This is a genomic window from Alteromonas sp. 4NH20-0056, from assembly GCF_057539655.1.
This window is the reverse complement of the sequence record NZ_BAAJLS010000012.1, coordinates 89,580-108,266: the sequence shown is the minus strand read 5'-3', so window position 1 is coordinate 108,266 and position 18,687 is coordinate 89,580. Positions and strand designations below refer to the sequence as shown.

The 18,687-nt window shown below is 44.6% G+C and carries 18 protein-coding genes and 7 tRNA genes; 19 read left to right on the top strand and 6 right to left on the bottom strand.

All coding sequences use genetic code 11. The features are described from left to right. Positions 1–186: 186 nt before the first annotated feature. The 12 genes from AC27EZ_RS16790 to AC27EZ_RS16735 all read left to right on the top strand — a co-directional run bounded on the left by AC27EZ_RS16790 (position 187) and on the right by AC27EZ_RS16735 (position 6,165). Positions 187–819 (top strand): 50S ribosomal protein L25/general stress protein Ctc, encoded by a 633-nt coding sequence (locus AC27EZ_RS16790; protein WP_487136425.1) that lies wholly within the window; start codon positions 187–189, stop codon positions 817–819. A 5-nt stretch (positions 820–824) separates the two neighbouring features. Continuing rightward, entirely contained in the window at positions 825–1,412 is a 588-nt protein-coding gene (gene pth, locus AC27EZ_RS16785; protein ID WP_487136424.1) for an aminoacyl-tRNA hydrolase, read from the top strand. 35 nt (positions 1,413–1,447) lie between these two features. Further along, positions 1,448–2,539 carry a redox-regulated ATPase YchF gene (ychF, locus tag AC27EZ_RS16780; protein ID WP_487136423.1) on the top strand — a complete coding sequence of 364 codons (1,092 nt, stop codon included), beginning with the start codon at positions 1,448–1,450 and terminating at the stop codon, positions 2,537–2,539. Between the two features lie 112 nt (positions 2,540–2,651). After that, positions 2,652–3,566 carry a peptidylprolyl isomerase gene (locus AC27EZ_RS16775; RefSeq protein WP_487136422.1) on the top strand — a complete coding sequence of 305 codons (915 nt, stop codon included), beginning with the start codon at positions 2,652–2,654 and terminating at the stop codon, positions 3,564–3,566. Positions 3,567–3,737: 171 nt separating this feature from the next. Then, positions 3,738–3,814 (top strand) — tRNA-Met (locus AC27EZ_RS16770). A gap of 34 nt (positions 3,815–3,848) precedes the next feature. Then, a tRNA-Leu gene (locus tag AC27EZ_RS16765) sits at positions 3,849–3,933 on the top strand. Positions 3,934–3,937: 4 nt separating this feature from the next. Next, positions 3,938–4,013: transfer RNA gene (locus AC27EZ_RS16760), tRNA-Gln, on the top strand. Positions 4,014–4,037: 24 nt separating this feature from the next. Then, positions 4,038–4,122: transfer RNA gene (locus AC27EZ_RS16755), tRNA-Leu, on the top strand. 4 nt (positions 4,123–4,126) lie between these two features. Beyond that, positions 4,127–4,202: transfer RNA gene (locus AC27EZ_RS16750), tRNA-Gln, on the top strand. Positions 4,203–4,252: 50 nt separating this feature from the next. Continuing rightward, positions 4,253–4,329 (top strand) — tRNA-Met (locus tag AC27EZ_RS16745). Positions 4,330–4,447: 118 nt separating this feature from the next. Further along, a tRNA-Gln gene (locus AC27EZ_RS16740) sits at positions 4,448–4,523 on the top strand. Positions 4,524–4,761: 238 nt separating this feature from the next. Beyond that, a complete protein-coding gene (locus AC27EZ_RS16735; RefSeq protein ID WP_487136421.1) occupies positions 4,762–6,165 on the top strand; it encodes an alanine/glycine:cation symporter family protein in 1,404 nt (467 codons plus the stop codon). Between the two features lie 105 nt (positions 6,166–6,270). Here the strand turns inward: AC27EZ_RS16735 and AC27EZ_RS16730 are convergent, their stop codons facing one another. Both AC27EZ_RS16730 and AC27EZ_RS16725 read right to left on the bottom strand, forming a co-directional pair. Next, positions 6,271–6,927, bottom strand: coding sequence for a cupin domain-containing protein (locus tag AC27EZ_RS16730; RefSeq protein ID WP_487136420.1), 657 nt, complete (start codon positions 6,925–6,927; stop codon positions 6,271–6,273). Between the two features lie 84 nt (positions 6,928–7,011). Further along, complete coding sequence (locus tag AC27EZ_RS16725) at positions 7,012–7,626, bottom strand: flavin reductase family protein (protein WP_487136419.1); 615 nt, start codon at positions 7,624–7,626, stop codon at positions 7,012–7,014. 252 nt (positions 7,627–7,878) lie between these two features. Here AC27EZ_RS16725 and AC27EZ_RS16720 point away from each other — a divergent pair, with 252 nt between their 5' ends. Further along, positions 7,879–9,642 carry a response regulator gene (locus AC27EZ_RS16720; RefSeq protein WP_487136418.1) on the top strand — a complete coding sequence of 588 codons (1,764 nt, stop codon included), beginning with the start codon at positions 7,879–7,881 and terminating at the stop codon, positions 9,640–9,642. A 71-nt stretch (positions 9,643–9,713) separates the two neighbouring features. Here the strand turns inward: AC27EZ_RS16720 and AC27EZ_RS16715 are convergent, their stop codons facing one another. Both AC27EZ_RS16715 and AC27EZ_RS16710 read right to left on the bottom strand, forming a co-directional pair. Then, a complete protein-coding gene (locus AC27EZ_RS16715) occupies positions 9,714–9,902 on the bottom strand; it encodes a hypothetical protein (protein ID WP_487136417.1) in 189 nt (62 codons plus the stop codon). A 192-nt stretch (positions 9,903–10,094) separates the two neighbouring features. Further along, the gene (locus tag AC27EZ_RS16710; RefSeq protein ID WP_487136416.1) at positions 10,095–10,646 is read right to left on the bottom strand and encodes a carboxymuconolactone decarboxylase family protein; all 552 of its coding nucleotides are present in this window, start codon (positions 10,644–10,646) and stop codon (positions 10,095–10,097) included. Positions 10,647–10,784: 138 nt separating this feature from the next. Between AC27EZ_RS16710 and AC27EZ_RS16705 the strand changes: the two genes are divergently transcribed. Further along, positions 10,785–11,384, top strand: coding sequence for a TetR/AcrR family transcriptional regulator (locus AC27EZ_RS16705; protein WP_487136415.1), 600 nt, complete (start codon positions 10,785–10,787; stop codon positions 11,382–11,384). Positions 11,385–11,442: 58 nt separating this feature from the next. Here AC27EZ_RS16705 and AC27EZ_RS16700 read toward each other — a convergent pair whose 3' ends face one another. Beyond that, positions 11,443–11,619: a hypothetical protein gene (locus tag AC27EZ_RS16700; RefSeq protein ID WP_487136414.1), complete on the bottom strand. Its 177-nt coding sequence runs from the start codon at positions 11,617–11,619 to the stop codon at positions 11,443–11,445. Continuing rightward, positions 11,607–12,818, bottom strand: coding sequence for an FAD-dependent monooxygenase (locus AC27EZ_RS16695; protein ID WP_487136413.1), 1,212 nt, complete (start codon positions 12,816–12,818; stop codon positions 11,607–11,609). The genes AC27EZ_RS16700 and AC27EZ_RS16695 overlap by 13 nt, the downstream gene beginning before the upstream one ends. A gap of 341 nt (positions 12,819–13,159) precedes the next feature. On the opposite strand from AC27EZ_RS16695, the gene miaB reads away from it, so the two are divergent. The 5 genes from miaB to lnt all read left to right on the top strand — a co-directional run bounded on the left by miaB (position 13,160) and on the right by lnt (position 18,687). After that, positions 13,160–14,593, top strand: a complete 1,434-nt coding sequence (miaB, locus tag AC27EZ_RS16690) for a tRNA (N6-isopentenyl adenosine(37)-C2)-methylthiotransferase MiaB (RefSeq protein ID WP_487136412.1) — start codon at positions 13,160–13,162, stop codon at positions 14,591–14,593. 33 nt (positions 14,594–14,626) lie between these two features. Further along, a complete protein-coding gene (locus AC27EZ_RS16685; RefSeq protein WP_487136411.1) occupies positions 14,627–15,694 on the top strand; it encodes a PhoH family protein in 1,068 nt (355 codons plus the stop codon). 2 nt (positions 15,695–15,696) lie between these two features. Next, positions 15,697–16,167 carry an rRNA maturation RNase YbeY gene (ybeY, locus tag AC27EZ_RS16680; protein WP_487136410.1) on the top strand — a complete coding sequence of 157 codons (471 nt, stop codon included), beginning with the start codon at positions 15,697–15,699 and terminating at the stop codon, positions 16,165–16,167. A gap of 154 nt (positions 16,168–16,321) precedes the next feature. After that, the gene (gene corC / locus AC27EZ_RS16675; RefSeq protein ID WP_487136428.1) at positions 16,322–17,179 is read left to right on the top strand and encodes a CNNM family magnesium/cobalt transport protein CorC; all 858 of its coding nucleotides are present in this window, start codon (positions 16,322–16,324) and stop codon (positions 17,177–17,179) included. A 17-nt stretch (positions 17,180–17,196) separates the two neighbouring features. After that, complete coding sequence (gene lnt, locus AC27EZ_RS16670) at positions 17,197–18,687, top strand: apolipoprotein N-acyltransferase (protein WP_487136427.1); 1,491 nt, start codon at positions 17,197–17,199, stop codon at positions 18,685–18,687.

Here is an 18,687-nt window from a genome sequence, read left to right as displayed (position 1 = left end):
GCCCTAGCGCCTCTTTTTTATTTGCCTTTCAATTGTAAGTTATGGGGTGCAGTGGTAGAATTCGCCGCCCTTGAATTTCGGGCTGTGTAATTTGCTATCCGCGAGGCTACTCATTTACACGTATTTAACCGTAGGTTTTGGTCGCAAAAACCTACCCCATAACTTATATAATTTTGGAGACATTCAATGTCTGATGCAATTTTTAACCTAGACGCTTCTGCTCGCACAGACCTAGGGAAAGGTGCGAGCCGCCGCCTACGTCGCGAAGACAAAGTGCCTGGTATCATCTACGGTGGTGAAGAAGCACCAGCTTCTATCATGCTAGCGCATAACAAACTTTTTCAAGCTTCTGAGTTTGAAGCTTTCTACTCACACGTTCTTACTTTGAACGTTGACGGAAAAGCAACAGAAGTATTGGTTAAAGACATGCAACGTCACCCGTACAAGCCAAAAATCATGCACATCGATTTCCAACGTGTTATCGCTGGTCAAGACGTACACACTAACGTACCTCTTCACTTCGTAAACGAAGAAGCATCTGCAGCTGTTAAAGCTGGCGGTATTGCTGAGCACCACGTAACTGAAATCGAAGTTACTTGCCCAGCTAAAGATCTTCCAGAGTTTATAGAAGTAGATATGGCTGCTGTTGAAATGGGTCAAACACTTCACTTGTCTGACCTAACACTACCAGCTGGTGTAACTTCTGTTGAGCTTGGAAAAGACGACGAAGCACACAACCTTGCTGTAGTAACTGTTAAGCCTGCTCCTAAAGCAGCTGAATCAGAAGAAGACGGCGAAGAAGAAGCTCCAGAGGCATAATCCTCTTGGCTGACATTCGCCTAATCGTGGGCCTGGGTAATCCAGGCCCCGAATATGATAATACTCGACACAATGCCGGTGAATGGTTTCTTAACCAGCTTGCCGATGCCTATAACGCCCCCCTAAAATCAGAATCTAAGTTCTTCGGTAAGACAGCACGCATTACCATTGCCGGTAAAGACGTTCGTTTGTTATATCCAACTACCTTTATGAACAAAAGTGGCCAAGGTGTAGCAGCACTTGCTAATTTTTATCGCATAGAACCAGAGCAAATATTAGTGGCGTTTGACGAACTCGATTTACCACCCGGTGTAGCAAAATACAAAGTGGGCGGCAGTTCAAGTCAAAACGGCGTTCGCGATATTGTGGCTAAATTGGGTAACAATAAGAATTTTTTACGCTTGCGTATCGGCATCGGTCATCCTGGGCATAAAAGCCGCGTGACTGGCCATGTACTCGGTAAACCACCCGCTGACGAAAAATCCGCCATTGATAGCGCGATAGACGAAGCCGTTCGGTGTACTGAAATTCTGCTTAAAGAAGACCTTAAGCAAGCGCAAAACCGACTGCACGCCCATAAAGCGTCAGTTTAAGCCTGATATAACTTTTCCAAACAAGGGTCCATAACATGGGTTTTAAATGCGGCATTGTTGGCCTACCAAACGTAGGTAAATCAACACTTTTTAATGCATTAACAAAAGCAGGTATTGAAGCGGCTAACTTCCCGTTTTGTACTATCGAGCCAAACACCGGTGTTGTTCCTGTGCCTGATCTTCGCTTGGACAAGTTGGCTGAAATCGTTAAACCGCAACGCGTTATTCCTACCACAATGGAATTCGTGGACATCGCTGGGCTTGTTGAAGGCGCTTCAAAAGGTGAAGGGCTTGGCAATAAGTTTTTAGCAAACATTCGTGAGACAGACGCTATTGGTCATGTTGTTCGATGCTTCGACGACGAAAATATTGTGCACGTTGCCGGTCGCGTAAGTCCTAAAGACGATATCGACGTAATCAACACCGAGTTAGCGCTTTCAGACTTAGAAACTACAGAGAAAGCATTACATCGCGTTGCGAAACGTGCAAAAGGCGGCGATAGTGAAGCAAAGTACGAACTAAAAGTACTAGAAAAAATTAAACCACACCTAGACGAGGGTTTATTGCTTCGTTCTTTATCGCTGACTAAAGAAGAATTAAACGCCATTAGCTACATGAATATGCTTACGCTAAAGCCAACCATGTACGTAGCTAACGTTAATGAAGATGGTTTTGAAAACAACCCTTACCTTGACGAAGTTCGCGAGATTGCAGCTGCTGAAAACGCGGTCGTTGTGGCGGTCTGTGCTGCTATCGAGTCTGACATTGCTGAACTTGAAGACGATGAGCGCGAAGAGTTCATGCAAGATATGGGCTTAGAAGAGCCTGGCCTTAACCGTGTAATCCGTTCAGGTTACAGCTTATTGACACTTCAAACGTATTTCACTGCCGGTGTTAAAGAAGTGCGCGCGTGGACTTTCCCTGAAGGCTCAACGGCCCCACAAGCAGCAGGTAAAATTCATACCGACTTTGAAAAAGGTTTTATTCGCGCTGAAATCGTTGGTTACGATCATTTCGTAGAATTTAACGGTGAACAAGGTGCTAAAGACGCGGGCAAATGGCGTTTAGAAGGTAAAGATTATATCGTTAAAGACGGTGATGTTATTCACTTCAGATTTAACGTGTAGAGCATTATTGCCACGTCATTTTTTTAAAGCCGCTTAATAGCGGCTTTTTTATTTGTGATTGCACGTAAAGTCCTGCTATAACAAACGCATACTTTTATTGCAGAGCACACCGATGTCGACTTTTTCTCTCCTTACTAAAACACCTCATTCCCTCGCGATAAAATGTTTACTGCTCATATTTTTAAGCATTGCGGTCAGCTGTAATGCGCATGCCGATGATGACGCGCCCTCTCCTTCAGAATCAACTGATTGGTATGCGGTTCCCGCCGAACATCTCGTGACGTTTAATACCCTCTATGGCGATGTGGTTATTGCCCTTCACCCAACGCTTGCCCCTCAACACGTAGCAAGATTTGCGTCACTGATAAAAGCAGGGTTTTACGACAATCAATACTTCTATAGAGTGGTCGAAGGGTTTGTAGCGCAAGCTGGAAGTAATGATACGCATGATAGTACTGGGTTTCCGCCATCTTTGTTATCGCCACTTCGGGCAGAGTTTATTGTACCAATCTCAGATGACGTTCACATCGTCGAAACTAATGATATGTTTGCTCCTGCAACAGGCTTTCTAGATGGGTTTGCAGTTGGTGTAGATAGTAAGCGCAAAGAAATGTGGGGGGTGCACTGCCCCGGGACGGTCGCATTTGCAAGAAACAGTGAAAAAGACACTGCCAGTACCGAACTTTACATTGTCATTGGACAAGCCCCCCGCCATTTAGACCGAAACATGTCTGTTATTGGGCGAGTGCTTAAAGGCATGACCGCATTACAACAACTTCCAAGAGGCGGCATTGAAAATGGCGGCGTTCTAAAAGCGCTTACTGAAAATAGTAAAATACATAACGCATCAATAGGGGCAAGCAACGAGATACATTATTACGTTCAACGTCCATCCCACGAAGAATATCAGACTAGAACGACAACAGGTCGTCACTTAGACAACCCGTTTTTCCATGACAAAACGTACGCGCCACGGCCTATAGATGTATGTTATTACCAAACAAAAATCACGTCATCTCGCGGGTAACGCCTATTCGCCAAGCCTCCTCTTTGCTTAAATTCTCGGCGTTTTGAATGTAAATTGTGCCTCAGCGCACACATATTGAGCATTTAAAAAAAGTTAGCAAAAAAGGGGTTGACGGTAGGCGACCATATACGCATAATACGCGCCACTTCCTGAGAGGGAAGAGAAATGAAAGGCTACGTAGCTCAGCTGGTTAGAGCACATCACTCATAATGATGGGGTCGCAAGTTCGAATCTCGCCGTAGCCACCAATTCTCATATTCTCTGTTAGGAGTGTCTAGCTGCGCGGGAGTGGTGGAATTGGTAGACACGCTGGATTTAGGTTCCAGTGCTTCACGGCGTGAGAGTTCAAGTCTCTCCTTCCGCACCATTGTTGGGGTATAGCCAAGTTGGTAAGGCAGCGGGTTTTGATCCCGCCATTCGTAGGTTCGAGTCCTGCTACCCCAGCCAATAATTTGTACAGCTAGTGTCTATGCGGGAGTGGTGGAATTGGTAGACACGCTGGATTTAGGTTCCAGTGCTTCACGGCGTGAGAGTTCAAGTCTCTCCTTCCGCACCAAAATTGGGGTATAGCCAAGTTGGTAAGGCAGCGGGTTTTGATCCCGCCATTCGTAGGTTCGAGTCCTGCTACCCCAGCCATATTCTAAGAAACCGCTCATTTGGGCGGTTTTTTGCTGAATATGCAAATCGGCTACGTAGCTCAGTTGGTTAGAGCACATCACTCATAATGATGGGGTCGCAAGTTCGAATCTCGCCGTAGCCACCATCTTTTTCGATAAGTGTAGACATTTCGCTATCAACTAGCGTTTACCGGTGTTTTATAACGTGTCGTTTCTGCGCCGATTTTATAATTGTAGCGCCGTGCATCGCTTGCACATTACCATTGGGGTATAGCCAAGTTGGTAAGGCAGCGGGTTTTGATCCCGCCATTCGTAGGTTCGAGTCCTGCTACCCCAGCCATATTCAAAAAAGCCGCTCACTAGAGCGGTTTTTTTATTGCCCCTAGCCCCTATATCTTTTCTATAGCCTAATTACCTAAGTCATTATTAAAGGTAATAATACGGCCTATTTTTCTTACCCACTTCTATTTTCACTCATGCTACTATTGCTATCAATACTATTGGGCTTACGCTTTGAAACCACGTTTCAAACGGACTTCTCTTAAGCGCCCAATGACAATAACAATGAAGGAAAGTGCGTGATAAACGAATTCGTTTCGGCGGTAAACAACGTCTTGTGGGGCGACGGCCAAGTATTAATTATAATGCTGTTAACCTGTGGTATTTGGTTTACCGTAAAACTAGGAGGTGTACAGCTACGTCACTTCGGCCATATGTTTTCTTTATTAAAAGGAAGCACGACAGCGACAAAGGAAGGAATAAGCTCCTTTCAGGCGTTATGTACGAGTTTATCAGCACGAGTAGGTACAGGAAATTTAGCGGGTGTGGCCGTCGCGATTTCACTCGGTGGCTCTGGTGCTATTTTTTGGATGTGGATGATTGCGCTATTAGGCATGGCCACCGGCTTTGCAGAAAGCGTGCTTGGTCAGTTATATAAAGTCCGAGACGAAAATGGCGAGTTTCGCGGAGGCCCTGCGTACTACATCAAACAAGGTTTGAATAAAACGTGGTTAGCGGTCGCATTCTCGTTATGTCTTTTCTTTGGATACGGCTTCGTATTTAGCGCTGTACAAGCCAATACCATTACCGACGCCCTTAATAATGCTTACGCATTTCCTAGTGAGTATGTCGGTGTTGTCATCATCGTATTGGCAGCATTAATAGTGGTAGGTGGTCTACGGGGTATCGCGCGGTTCGCAGAATATGTCGTTCCCTTCATGGGGATAGGTTACGTACTCGTTGCATTAGCCATTACCTTTATGAACATTTCAGAATTACCTGCAATGCTGCTAGACATTATAAAATCTGCATTTGGTCTACAAGAAGCTGGGGCGGGCGCATTAGGCGCTGCGATTAAAAATGGTATTCAACGCGGGCTTTACTCAAATGAAGCGGGAAGCGGCTCAGTACCACATGCTGCAGCCAGTGCAGTCCCCAACCCTAATCATCCAGTCTCTCAGGGCTATATTCAAATGCTTGGCGTGTTTTTAGACACCATGGTGCTGTGTACCTCTACTGCATTTATAATTTTACTGGCTGGCGGTTCTAGCTCTGATCAGATGGAAGGCATTCGACTCACACAGGATGCGATGAGCAGTCATTTAGGTGAAGGCGGTACTGATTTTGTTGCCGCTGCAATTAGCTTATTTGCCTTTACGTCGGTGGTTGCGAATTATGCCTATGGGGAGAGTAACCTTCATATGTTTAAACTTGATAACCGAGCGGGTCGAGCAGCCTATACGATTGGCTACCTAGGTATGATTTACTGGGGTGCACAAGCCGCATTGCCACAAGTATGGGCAATGGCTGACATGGCATTAGGCCTAATGACAGTGATTAATATTACTGCAATTGTATGGATGACCCCTACTATCGTTTCGATAAGTAAAGATTACTTTAAGAAGAAAGATAGCGGTGAAGAGGTTACCTACAAAACGGGCGACTGTGACATTCAAGGAAAGTCTGAAGACAACATTTGGTAGCATTGCATCGATGCAGCACCTTCAAATAAAAAAGGGCTTCTACCGAAGCCCTTTTTTGCATTTGTCACTCGCGCTTTAGCAGTGATACCCCAGTTAAGTTAAAAGCTATAACGCAATAGGCAAGTGACCCGTCTTAACGAGAATGATTGTTTCGTCGTCTACAAAAGGGTGATGTTGACTCATGTGGGGGCTACGCAACCATGTTCCTTTAGGGTAACTTCCATGTTCATCTTTAAATGTGCCAGCCAGTACGAATATTTCCTCACCGCCAAAATGCTTATGGGGTTTAAATACTTCTCCCACCGGCCACTTAACCAGTGCAACATGTTCGTGTTCAAAGTTATGCAGCGGCATGACCTTCAAGCCACCCTGGCCTTGCAACCATGGCGCGGTGTTCGTATTAACACGCACTTCCTGCAGGTCTCGTTTATCAAATTGGTTGAGCTTAACTAGAATAACGCAGCCTTCTTTACTAAAAGGGCTGTGTTTACTGCCAGGAGGGTTGCGTATATACGTCCCAGCCGGATAGTCTCCGTGTTCATCGGAAAACACACCTTCCAGCACAAAGATTTCCTCTCCTAGAGGATGACTGTGTTCTTTAAAGCTCGCGTTCGCTTCGTATTTAACCACGCTAGTCGTGTGGCCCGACTCTTTTGCTTCGCGCTCTAGCGGTTTGCGCCATACCATGCTCGATGGAGACGCGACCCACTCGGCATCATTAGTATTGATGACTGCTCGTTCGTCAAAGTTCATGTTCAACATGCGTGTTCCTGTTTACTTCTGTATTTAGCGTAAAAGATAATACCGGATTTATTAAAACCCATTTTATTTACTTTGTTTCACTGCTCAAGGTCGTAACAATTCAAACAGATTATTGTCGTCGATGGTGTAATAATCTCCAACACCGCCACCACGCATAACCGGTTCTCCTCGCAATGTTTTGTAGACGCCATCTACAATCAAGGTGCGATCAATATGAACACCCACCACCTCACCCATTACAAACCAGCTTTCGCAATGTGTACCATTCGCATCTTTAAGCTGTACGATATCGGTAACCTTACATTCAAAGCTTACTGGACTGGCTTTAACGCGTGGCGCATCAATAAGCTTCGAAGGCGCCGTTTCAAGTCCCGCATCAAAAAACTCGCTTTGCTCGGGCGGCAAGGGTGCACTGGTATTATTCATCGCATTAACGAGTGGTTTTGATACAAGATTCCAACAAAATTCACCCGTTTCTTGTGCGTTACGCAACGAATCTTTTGCGCCTACGCTTGAAAAACCAATAATAGGCGGAGTGTAGTTTAGCGCGTTAAAAAAACTGTAAGGGGCGACATTAAGCACACAGTCTTTAGACTTTGTTGAAATCCACCCGATAGGGCGCGGCGCAATAATGGCATTAAATGGATCATGGGCAAGGCCATGCCCCTCTTTTGGTTGATAAAAATGTATTGAAGACAAACCCTTTCCTCTTATTTATCGTGAGAACTCGCGACTGATTATCTATCAAATAATAATACGTAATTATAGGTGTCTCGGACGTATTTAAGTGTAAGATTTAAACATCACACAAAGCCTTTCCTACTGAGCTTGTCAGCAAAACAACATAAGGGAATAGGGCTTTGACTAAGGATTAATATATAAAGTCACCATATCATCTATACTTTTTACAGCATTAATTTTTACATGTGTTGTACTCATTGGTGATATTACGTGTTATCTGAATCACAGTTGCCCTCACCGAATTACGATGTAAAGCTATCTCTGCGCCGTTCGGGCTTTCGCTTAATGGCGCTGTTTGCGGTACTCATTGGTATTGTCATTGTTATTTCACAGCCCCAAAATGCGATGTTGGCGCTTAGCTTTAGTGCGTGGTGTCTTCTCACATCCTGCGCAGCACTTTATTTTGAAAAGCATGCGCAGAATATTGCGAAAGTATGGGCTTTAGTCGCCATACCAATCGCCCCCATTATTGTATTAAATAACGGAATATTGCCTGCTACGCTTATCCCATTAATTGTGATATTTCCTATCGTTTTTCTTTCTGGCTGGTGGCAAATTAGCGCAATGCCTATCGTAGCAGGAAGCACCTTTCTTGTTCCTCTCAACGGCACCCCTTACGACCAAGGCCTGTGGTTAAGATTAACAGTAACAAACATTGTAATGTCGCTACTTATTTACCGCCTTGTCAGCCATTTAGAAGCAGCATTGGTCGAAAGCAATAACCAAAAAATCCAGCTTGATCGTGCTTTAGCGCTTGAAAAACAAGCATCTGCAGCGCAATCACAGTTTTTAGCGACAATGTCGCATGAAATACGTACCCCACTGAATAGCATTCTTGGCTTAACATCAGTATTGCTTAGTAATGAATTAAATGAAAATGCGAGGCCTAAACTAGAGAAAATTCAACAGTCGGGTAGTTCACTGAACCGCATATTAAATGATGTGCTGGATATGTCTAAACTCAATACAGGAAAGCTGACCATTGAATCGATCCCGTTTGATTTAGTCGCTACAGTAAAAAGTGGCATCTCATTTTACACTCAACTGGCACAGGACAAAGGAATTTCGCTCAATGTCGATATTGATAAGACCGTTAACACTGATGTGGTTGGAGATGCAGTTCGTCTGTTGCAGATACTGAATAATTTAGTTAGCAACGCAATTAAATTCACTCAACGCGGTAGTGTCACCGTTTCACTTCAACGTATAGAGGCATCCAAGGATAGCCAACGCATAGCACTTTCTGTCTATGATACTGGAGAGGGGATCGAAGAATTAGCACTATCCACTATTTTTGACGCATTTACTCAGGCAAATAGCAATATAAGTCGTACACATGGCGGTACAGGTCTAGGGCTACGAATTGTAAAAAGTTTAGTGGAAAGTATGGGGGGCACAATCTCGGTTGAGAGCGCACATAATGAAGGGAGCACTTTTATTGTTTCTCTCCCGTTTTCACTCGCGGAACAACAGTCATCTTCTATAACATCGCAAGCTACTACAATGTCTGATACCTCCGCGCCCTCTGTCAAAGCCACTGCCGTTGATGGTTTGAAGATTAAAGGGTTAGCGATACCCTCACCTTTTGTTTCATCAGGCGCGCCTAGTGATTATAAGCACTCGATATTGGTTGTGGACGACAATGAAATAAATCAAATTGTAGCGAAGTCATTATTAGATAGTATGGGTGTAAATGTAACACTGGCCAGTTCAGGAAAAGAGGCAATAGCGCTTCTAACGCAGCACAATTACGATTTAATACTCATGGATTTACAAATGCCCGAAATGTCGGGTGCCGATGCTGCCAAGGCATTGAGGCAGAAAGAGGTTATCGCCCCCATTATTGCCTTCACTGCATCTGTCATGCCTGATGAAATTAACAATGCGCTTTCATCAGGAATGAATGACTATTTAACAAAGCCGGTTGACCACAATGCGCTAACTACGGTGTTAAGAAAGCACCTCAAACGATAAAGCGATGGCAATGCCTAATTTAGCAGAACGATTACCGCTTTACATGGAGGTTGCCGAACCTTATAGCAGGGTTAACTCGTCGAATTTTTCTCTACAAAATGTCGTATAAAACGCCTTATTTCCCGCGCGGCCGAGGTATCTAACGTTTCACACAGGTCAACAAACTCAGCGCGCTCTTCATCATTTATGCGGATGATTAGCTGGCTGTTTTTCTTCTTTTTATTGTTTTTATTGTTTTTTTCTTTTTCTTTGTTTTTCACTACTGTTTGTGCTCGGTGACAATGCTTCGGCAAAAAACATATATCAAATGTATATACACTTCAACATTTGTTCTTATTGCGAGAGTATTAAGTCAGTACGCGTAACGGCTTACGCCACTACCGTTGATAATAAAAAAGCGCCACGAGGGCGCTTTATACGGGTTAAAAATGGGCTAGCGCCTTTTTAACGACTTATTTTGGCTGCCAATCGAATGCTTTAAACGGCTCATCAACTGGTGTATCAGCTAAATGGTTGGTGTAATTGCTCATCACTTTTTGAGCCAGTATAAGAATTATCTCTAGCAACTGCTGCTGTCCATACCCTGCATTATAAAATGCACTAACATCTTGCTCACTAATATGTCCGCGTCCACGTGTTACGGCTAATACCGTTTGTTTTAGGGTATTCAATTTATTGTTAGACAAGGCTTCGTCGTTTCTCAGTTCTTCAACAAGCGCATCACTTACTTTCATGCCTTTTGCTATCGCAGTATGCGCAGGAACGCAATAATGGCAAGCATGCTCTACATTAATGGTTTGCCATACTACGGTTAACTCATCAGCATCGAACGATGTCTTTTGCGCTAAATCATGAAGCACTTGGTATCCCTCAAGTAGGGTTGGCGCCTCAGCCATAACCGCGTGCAGATTTGGTAGCATACCAAATGCCTTTACGGAATTATCGATTAACGGCTTTGCCGCTTCTGGTGCAGTATCCTTGGTGTACAACGTAAATTCGCTCATATGTTCTCCGTATTATTACCCGTCAGCAAAAAATAGTTTCACTGTATTAATGTGCTAACAATAATAGGTTTACTTGAACGATCGTTCAAGTGATAATTGAACACTTGTTCAAACTAACAGTGAATAAGGTATGCTCTGATGACATATGCACACAACGAAACCATTGAAAAAGCCACCGTACTTTTTTGGAAAAAAGGGTTCCAAGGTGCAGGAATGAGAGATATCCAAGACGCGCTAGATATGCGTCCCGGCAGTATCTACGCACGTTTTCAAAGTAAAGAGGGCCTGTTCAAGCTAGTTGTTGAACATTACGTACAACAAAGCCGAAGTGCACTGCAAGAGATTGCTGAGTCACCCGAACCAATTAAGGCACTGCGAGCTTTCTTTATGACGGCGTTAACGTGCCAAGAAGATCAACGCTTTATGCGCCAATGCTTATTAGTAAGGTCGGTAACAGAAGTAGAACTACTGGGTAGTATGGCAAAAAAAGCAGTTATTGATGGCATGGGCATATTAAGAGAAGGTTTTGCGGATATCGTGAAACGTGCGGTCGACGTCAATATCCTACCCAAAGATACGCCCATTGCTCGCAGTGCAGACTGGCTACAAAATCAATTTGTCGGGCTGCGCACTTATGCAATGTTGCAAGGTGATGACAAGTACATTGAAGAAATGGTAGATAAAGTCATGCTCGACCTTTCTCGGCAGTGGTCAACTCAGCCTCACTCGTTTACATAACACTGATTTACCATATTGGTCATTGTTGACTTTAGCACATTGATTCATCAAATTGACGCTATGAGAAAAGTAACCTTAACAACTGGGCAATTAATAAAACCCCCATTAATGGCCAAATCCATTTTGACCATTTCGCAGTGTCTTCTTGGCTTATACGCATTTTCGAACGCTCTATAAGCGGAATAATGATAAACAGTGCACCGAACAATACGGCTAATATGATTAGAACTTCCATTCACGCATTCCTATGGCATATTTTAATACTTCTTTTTTCGCCGGTTCGATACGCTGCGCGATAGAAAGAAGCTGGTTTCTTACCCACTTAATGGGGCCTATATCATTGCTAAACAAGCCATAAAACGCGTCCATCGCCGACATCATTAAACCGTTGTCCCTGCGACGAGGTGCTTCATAGTGCGTTTTGAGGTTTGTATAAAATTGCTCAGATGAAAGCTCATGCCCTTCAGACGTTACCGCTAACAAGGCCTCTATATCTCTAAAACCTAAGTTTACGCCCTGTCCCGCCAACGGGTTTATGGTATGAGCTGCATCGCCAATAAGTACAACGCGCCCCGTGACGTAATGGCTTGCATGCGCCCGCGTAAGTGGGAACGTTGCCTTTGCGCATATAGTAAATCGATTGTCGTGCTTCAATAACTCATCAGGAAAATTATCGATAATCTGTTGCATTAACTGCGCATCGTTTAAGGTGCTCAGTTGCTTCAGCCTTTCTGGGCTGTCGTACCACACCAACGAGCCAAAGTTATTAAACATAGGAAGAAACGCTTTTGGACCTTGTGGTGTAAACTGCTGCCAAGTAATCGGTGAAACGGGTTTGTTCATCTTCACCGTAATTCCCATGGCTTGTTGCGCATATTGCCATCCTGAAGTGCCTATACCCGCACAGCGGCGAACTTGAGACATTGCACCATCAGCACCAATAAGCCACCGCGCTTCAATGACATCATCGTTTTCTAGCGTCACCGTAACCTTTTTGGCGTCGTCACGCTCTTCTATAAGCGGTAACGCAATGTGCGCTATTTTCGATGACGTGAAGCGTGTCACACTGGTATAGTTAGCAAGTGCTTCATGGCAACCTAACTGCAACAACCTGTTTTCGACAAAAAAGCCCAGTTGGGGAACATCAATACTCTCTGCCGTAAAATCCGTGCGGTGTTCAGGGTTGTCCCACACGCTTAACCCCGTGTAAGGTTTTACGCGCATTGCAGTAATGAATGGCCATGCACCAAGCGCTTTTAGCAACGTCACCGAGGCATCACTTATCGCCGATACGCGTAAGTCAGGTCCATCTTCAACACTGTAAGGTAATGGCATTGCAGGCTCGATCACTGCCACTTTATAATTTTGCTGAGCAAGACCAAGGGCCAATGCCGCCCCAACCATTCCGCCACCATTAATACAAAAATCGTACATTCGTTCTCCTCTGCGTACCGATGTATTATGTCGCAAATGCCTATGTCATTGAAACAAAAACGTGATTAAGGGCTGCGCTGGATCAAATTGCTTACAATATTAACTGGCAATTATTGAATCTCTATCAAAATCTTTACTGGTAGTAACTGCAAAGATTAAATAGACAGCAATCTGGCGAATCCACTGGGAAATTCGGTGGAGAACAGGTAAAATATGCGGCTATTTTGAACATCTTCCTCTAACTTTGTTTGTTAGTGCAATAGTTAAACAATACGTGCCTGCATGTATCACTCGCGCTAACAACGACTTACTGGAACCTAACAGGTTATCGAATAGTTGTTATGACTAAAAAGCTGTATATCAAAACCTGGGGCTGTCAAATGAACGAGTATGACTCGGAAAAAATGGCAGACTTACTCGACTCTACACACGGCTATAGCGTGGCAGACGCCCCTGAAGACGCTGACGTGATACTTTTAAACACCTGCTCAATCCGTGAAAAAGCGCAAGAGAAGGTGTTTCATCAATTGGGTCGCTGGAAAACACTGAAGAATGATAAACCGGAACTTATCATTGGCGTCGGTGGCTGCGTTGCTTCGCAAGAAGGCGATACTATTCGTCAGCGCGCGCCCTTTGTCGACTTAGTATTCGGTCCCCAAACGCTGCATCGTTTACCTGAAATGATTAATCAGCTTCAGGGCGGCGCTAAATCAGTGATTGATGTGAGCTTCCCTGAAATCGAAAAATTCGACCGTTTACCTGAGCCTCGTGCAGAAGGGCCAACCGCGTTTGTATCAATCATGGAAGGCTGTTCGAAGTACTGCACATTTTGTGTTGTGCCCTACACACGCGGCGAAGAAGTTAGCCGACCTGTAGACGATGTGCTTTTAGAAATTGCGCAGCTAGCGGGACAAGGTGTTCGCGAAGTAAACCTGTTGGGGCAAAACGTTAACGCATTTCGTGGTGAACATCACGACGGAACCGTTTGTCGATTCTCCGAGCTTCTTGAACTGGTTGCCTCTATCGATGGAATAGACAGAATTCGTTACACCACATCGCATCCTGTTGAGTTTACAGACGATATCATCGATGCATACTCGTCCATACCAGAATTGGTCGATCACCTACACCTACCGGTTCAAAGTGGGTCAGATCGCATATTAAACCTCATGAAGCGTGGACATACGGCGTTAGAATACAAGTCAAAAATGCGTAAACTTAAAAAGGTTCGTCCTAACATCAGCTTATCGAGTGATTTTATCATTGGCTTTCCTGGCGAAACCGATGCTGACTTTGAAGCGACGATGGATTTAATTCAGGCAGTAGATTACGACCTTAGCTTTAGCTTTATTTACAGTGCCCGCCCAGGTACGCCTGCTGCTGATGCAGTAGACGATGTAAGTGAAGAGACTAAGAAGCAACGTCTGCACCTGCTACAGCAACGCATTACCCAACAAGCACTTCGTATCGCGCGCCACATGGTGGGTACCGAGCAACGAATTTTGGTGGAAGGCCCGTCTAAAAAGAACCCGATGGAGCTGTCTGGCCGTACTGAAAATAACCGTGTGGTTAATTTTGAAGGCACACCCGATATGATTGGCGAATTTGTTGACGTGATGGTTACTGACGTATTTACCAATTCGTTGCGGGGCGATGTTATTCGCCGTGAGAGTGAAATGGGCTTGCGTGTTGCCATTTCGCCCCAATCTATCATGGCAAAGCATCAGGCAGATTTACCTAATGAGCTAGGCGTGGCTCAATTTAACCCCGCCTAAACCTATTTTTAATTTAGTGAGGAATACAGAAGCTTGAGTACATTGGTAAGTAACGAATTTGAATTAGAACCGTCAGACAGTAAGCGTTTGTCGAGTTTATGTGGCCCCTTTGACGACAACATTAAACAACTTGAACGCAGATTAGGCGTAGAAATCACCTACCGTAATAATGCATTCAAAGTGTTGGGTGAGCCTCAGCAAATAAACAGTGCTACTGAATTACTTAAGCTTTTGTACGTAGAAACCCAGCCGGTCAAGGGACGCATTCCAGACCTTGATGCAGAGCAAGTGCATCTAGCTATTCAAGAAGCGCGTGCTGTTGAGAAAGATGCAACGGGGGGATACGGAAAAGAAATTAACATCAGAACCAAGCGCGGTGTAATAAAGCCACGTAACCCAAATCAAGCACAATATGTCGCGAATATTATCAACCATGACATCACGTTTGGTATTGGCCCTGCAGGTACGGGTAAGACTTACCTAGCGGTTGCCGCTGCTGTAGATGCGCTTGAGCGCCAAGAGATACGCCGTATCCTACTAACTCGCCCCGCGGTTGAAGCCGGCGAAAAGTTAGGGTTCTTACCGGGTGACCTTTCTCAAAAAGTCGATCCGTACTTGCGCCCACTCTATGACGCCCTGTTTGAAATGCTGGGTTTTGAAAAAGTTGAAAAGCTAATGGAGCGCAACGTAATAGAAGTAGCGCCTCTCGCTTACATGCGCGGGCGCACACTAAACGACGCCTTTATCATTTTAGACGAAAGCCAAAATACGACCGTAGAACAAATGAAAATGTTCCTTACGCGTATCGGCTTTAATTCTAAAGCAGTTATTACGGGTGATATTACACAGGTTGATTTGCCACGCGGCACTCGCTCTGGCCTGCGCCATGCCATAGAAGTACTTAATCACGTTGATGATATATCGTTTAATTTCTTCAACGCAGACGATGTGGTTCGCCATCCGGTAGTTGCTCGAATCGTTCGTGCATATGAACAATACGACGCTGAGCAAGAATTAATAAAGAAAGAGAAAAAAGAAGAAGCGCTTCGCTTGCAGCGCGAGCAGGAAAACAAAGCCAATCAAGCGCAAACAGGTAACTGACAGTGACCGCAATCATTGATTATCAGCAAGCGTATGAAGGCATTGATGCTATCGCAAATGCGATACCTTCGGCTTCACTGTTAGAAAAGTGGGTGAATTCCGTTCTTCAATTCGAAGGCATTGGCGAACAAGAAGTTACTGTTCGTTTTACCAACGAAGAGGAAAGCCAAGCGCTTAATTCACAGTTTCGTGGTAAAGATAAACCCACAAATGTGCTGTCATTCCCCTTCGAAGCTCCGCCTGGTATTGAGATAAACTTATTAGGCGACTTGGTAATTTGTGCGCCGATTATAAGCCAAGAAGCGCAAATCCAGTCTAAATCAGTTGAAGACCACTATGCGCATATGACCGTACATGGCATATTGCATTTATTGGGCTACGACCATATTGACGATGATGATGCTGACGAAATGGAAGCGAAAGAGATTCAAATACTTAAAAATTTTGGTATTGCAAACCCCTACGAAGCATAGGTTTAGTGAAAGTAACGCGCTGCATTCTCTAGATTAAATTTAAAGAATGACGGGTGCGGTTAACGTAACAATTTATGCTAAGCGCCAATAAAGCGTTGACGGGCTTCAAGAAGCCCTTTAACGTTGGCGATGAATTAACTAAATAATGGACATTATGAGCGACGACAACCCTCACTCTACCAACGGCTCATCAGGCAAGAGTTGGTTTAACAAACTGAAGTACTCGATTTCTGGCGAGCCGAAAAACAAAGAAGAATTAGTCTCGGTAATTACTGACGCTGAACAGAACGAAATTATCGATCCCCAAACTCGTGAAATGATCGAGGGTGTAATTGGGGTGAATGAAATGCGAGTGCGGGATATAATGATCCCTCGAGCTCAAATGACCACAATAGATGTAGAGCAAAAGGTAGAAGAGTTTTTACCTGTCATGCTTGAGTCCGCTCACTCCCGCTTTCCTGTAATAAGTGAAGACAAAGACCACATCGAAGGCATTCTACTTGCCAAAGACTTATTAAGTTTCGCTTTTAATGCCGAACGTGAATTCAATCTTCGTGACATATTGCGCCAAGCTGTCATTGTTCCCGAGAGCAAGCGTGTTGACGTGTTACTTAAAGAGTTTCGCCAACAACGTTATCACATGGCAATTGTCGTCGATGAATATGGCGGCGTATCTGGGCTTGTTACCATCGAAGACATTCTCGAGATAATCGTTGGTGAAATTGAAGACGAATTCGACATTGAAGAAGATGGCACTGGTGATATCCGCCCTCTTAACAAATCGACGTATTCAGTAAAAGCGTTAACACCTGTCGATGAGTTCAACAGTTTCTTTGAAACGTCTTTCAGTGAAGAAGAGGCAGATACGATTGGCGGCATCGTGCTTAAAGCGTTTGGTCATATGCCTGAAACTAATGACGAAGTTGCCATCGGTGACATTCAATTTAAAGTAACCAACTCAGACAAGCGTCGCTTGATCCAGTTAAAGGTTTCAATCCCTTCTTTGGAGTAGTTACGCTGAAACGCTTCATTCCTTATTTATTGCTGTTATTAAGCGGGGCAAGCCTTACCTTTGCGTTTGCCCCTTTTAGTTTTTGGCCGGTTGCTATTCCGGCAGTTGCTCTGGCGTTACGGCAAACGATCAAACTATCACACCGTCCCTTTTTAACCGGTTGGTTATTCGGCTTAGGCTGGTTTGGCGTAGGGGTCAGTTGGGTGCATGTCAGTATTGCGGATTTTGGCGGCCTTCCAATCATAGCGTCCGTCGGGCTGATGGTCTTGCTTTCAAGTTATTTGGCACTTTACCCGGCATTGGCAACAGCACTTACGCTACGCCTATTCCCATCACGGTTATGGCCCTTAGCATTACCTTTTTTCTGGGTAGTCTCTGAATGGCTTAGAAGCTGGATGCTTTCTGGCTTTCCATGGTTATCATTGGGATATAGCCAAATAGACAGCCCGCTGGCGGGTTGGGCTCCGGTTATTGGCGAGACTGGCATTACCGCCCTTCTAATTATATGTGCCGCAATGTTTGGCGTGGCAACCAATACACAAAAATTACTTCAAGCGGGCCTTGTCACCTTAGTTACTTATACCAGCGGTTGGGTGTTACAACACCATCATTGGGTAGAGGTCAAAGGAACCTATTCGGTGGGCATGGCGCAAGGCAATATTTCTCAGTCTTTACGCTGGATACCAGAACAAGATGCCCCAACAATGCGCAAATACATGGCACTTACCGAAACGCTATGGAGTAACGACCTTATTATTTGGCCTGAGGCTGCCGTCCCAAAACTTGAGCCCCTCGCTCAGTCTTATCTTGTGGAACTTAACGAAAGAGCGTTTAACGAGAATACAGCGCTTATTACAGGTATCGTAAATTATAATTGGGAAACCGAGGAAGCGTGGAACAACTTAATTGTATTGGGGAAACAAACTCCGGACGCCTCCTCCCCTACTTATCAATATTTTCACAACAATCGGTTTGCCAAGCATCACTTACTGCCTATTGGAGAGTTTGTTCCTTTCGAGGATTGGCTAAGGCCACTTGCTCCGTTATTTGACCTGCCCATGTCCTCTTTTGCTAGAGGTGATTTTAGGCAGGCGAATTTGGTGGCAAATGGTATTCATCTTGCGCCAGCGATTTGTTTTGAAATTGCTTTTCCTCGACAAGTTGCCGCCAATATCTATCGTGACACTGATATGATTGTTACAGTAAGTAATGATGCGTGGTTCGGGCACTCACATGGGCCCGCGCAACACTTAGAAATTGCTAGAATGAGAGCACTTGAAATGGGACGCCCCGTCATTCGTGCTACCAACAATGGCATCACCGCTTTTATTGATTTTAAAGGTAACGTTACCGCTATGCTCCCCCAATTTGAGGAGGCAAATATCAGCGCACCGGTTGATGCAACAAAAGGGTTCACCCCTTATTACCTTATGCAAGACTTATCTGTATGGTTTCTGACTGCCCTTTTATTAGGGGCCGCTTTGTATTTAAGGGCGCAAAAAGCGTAA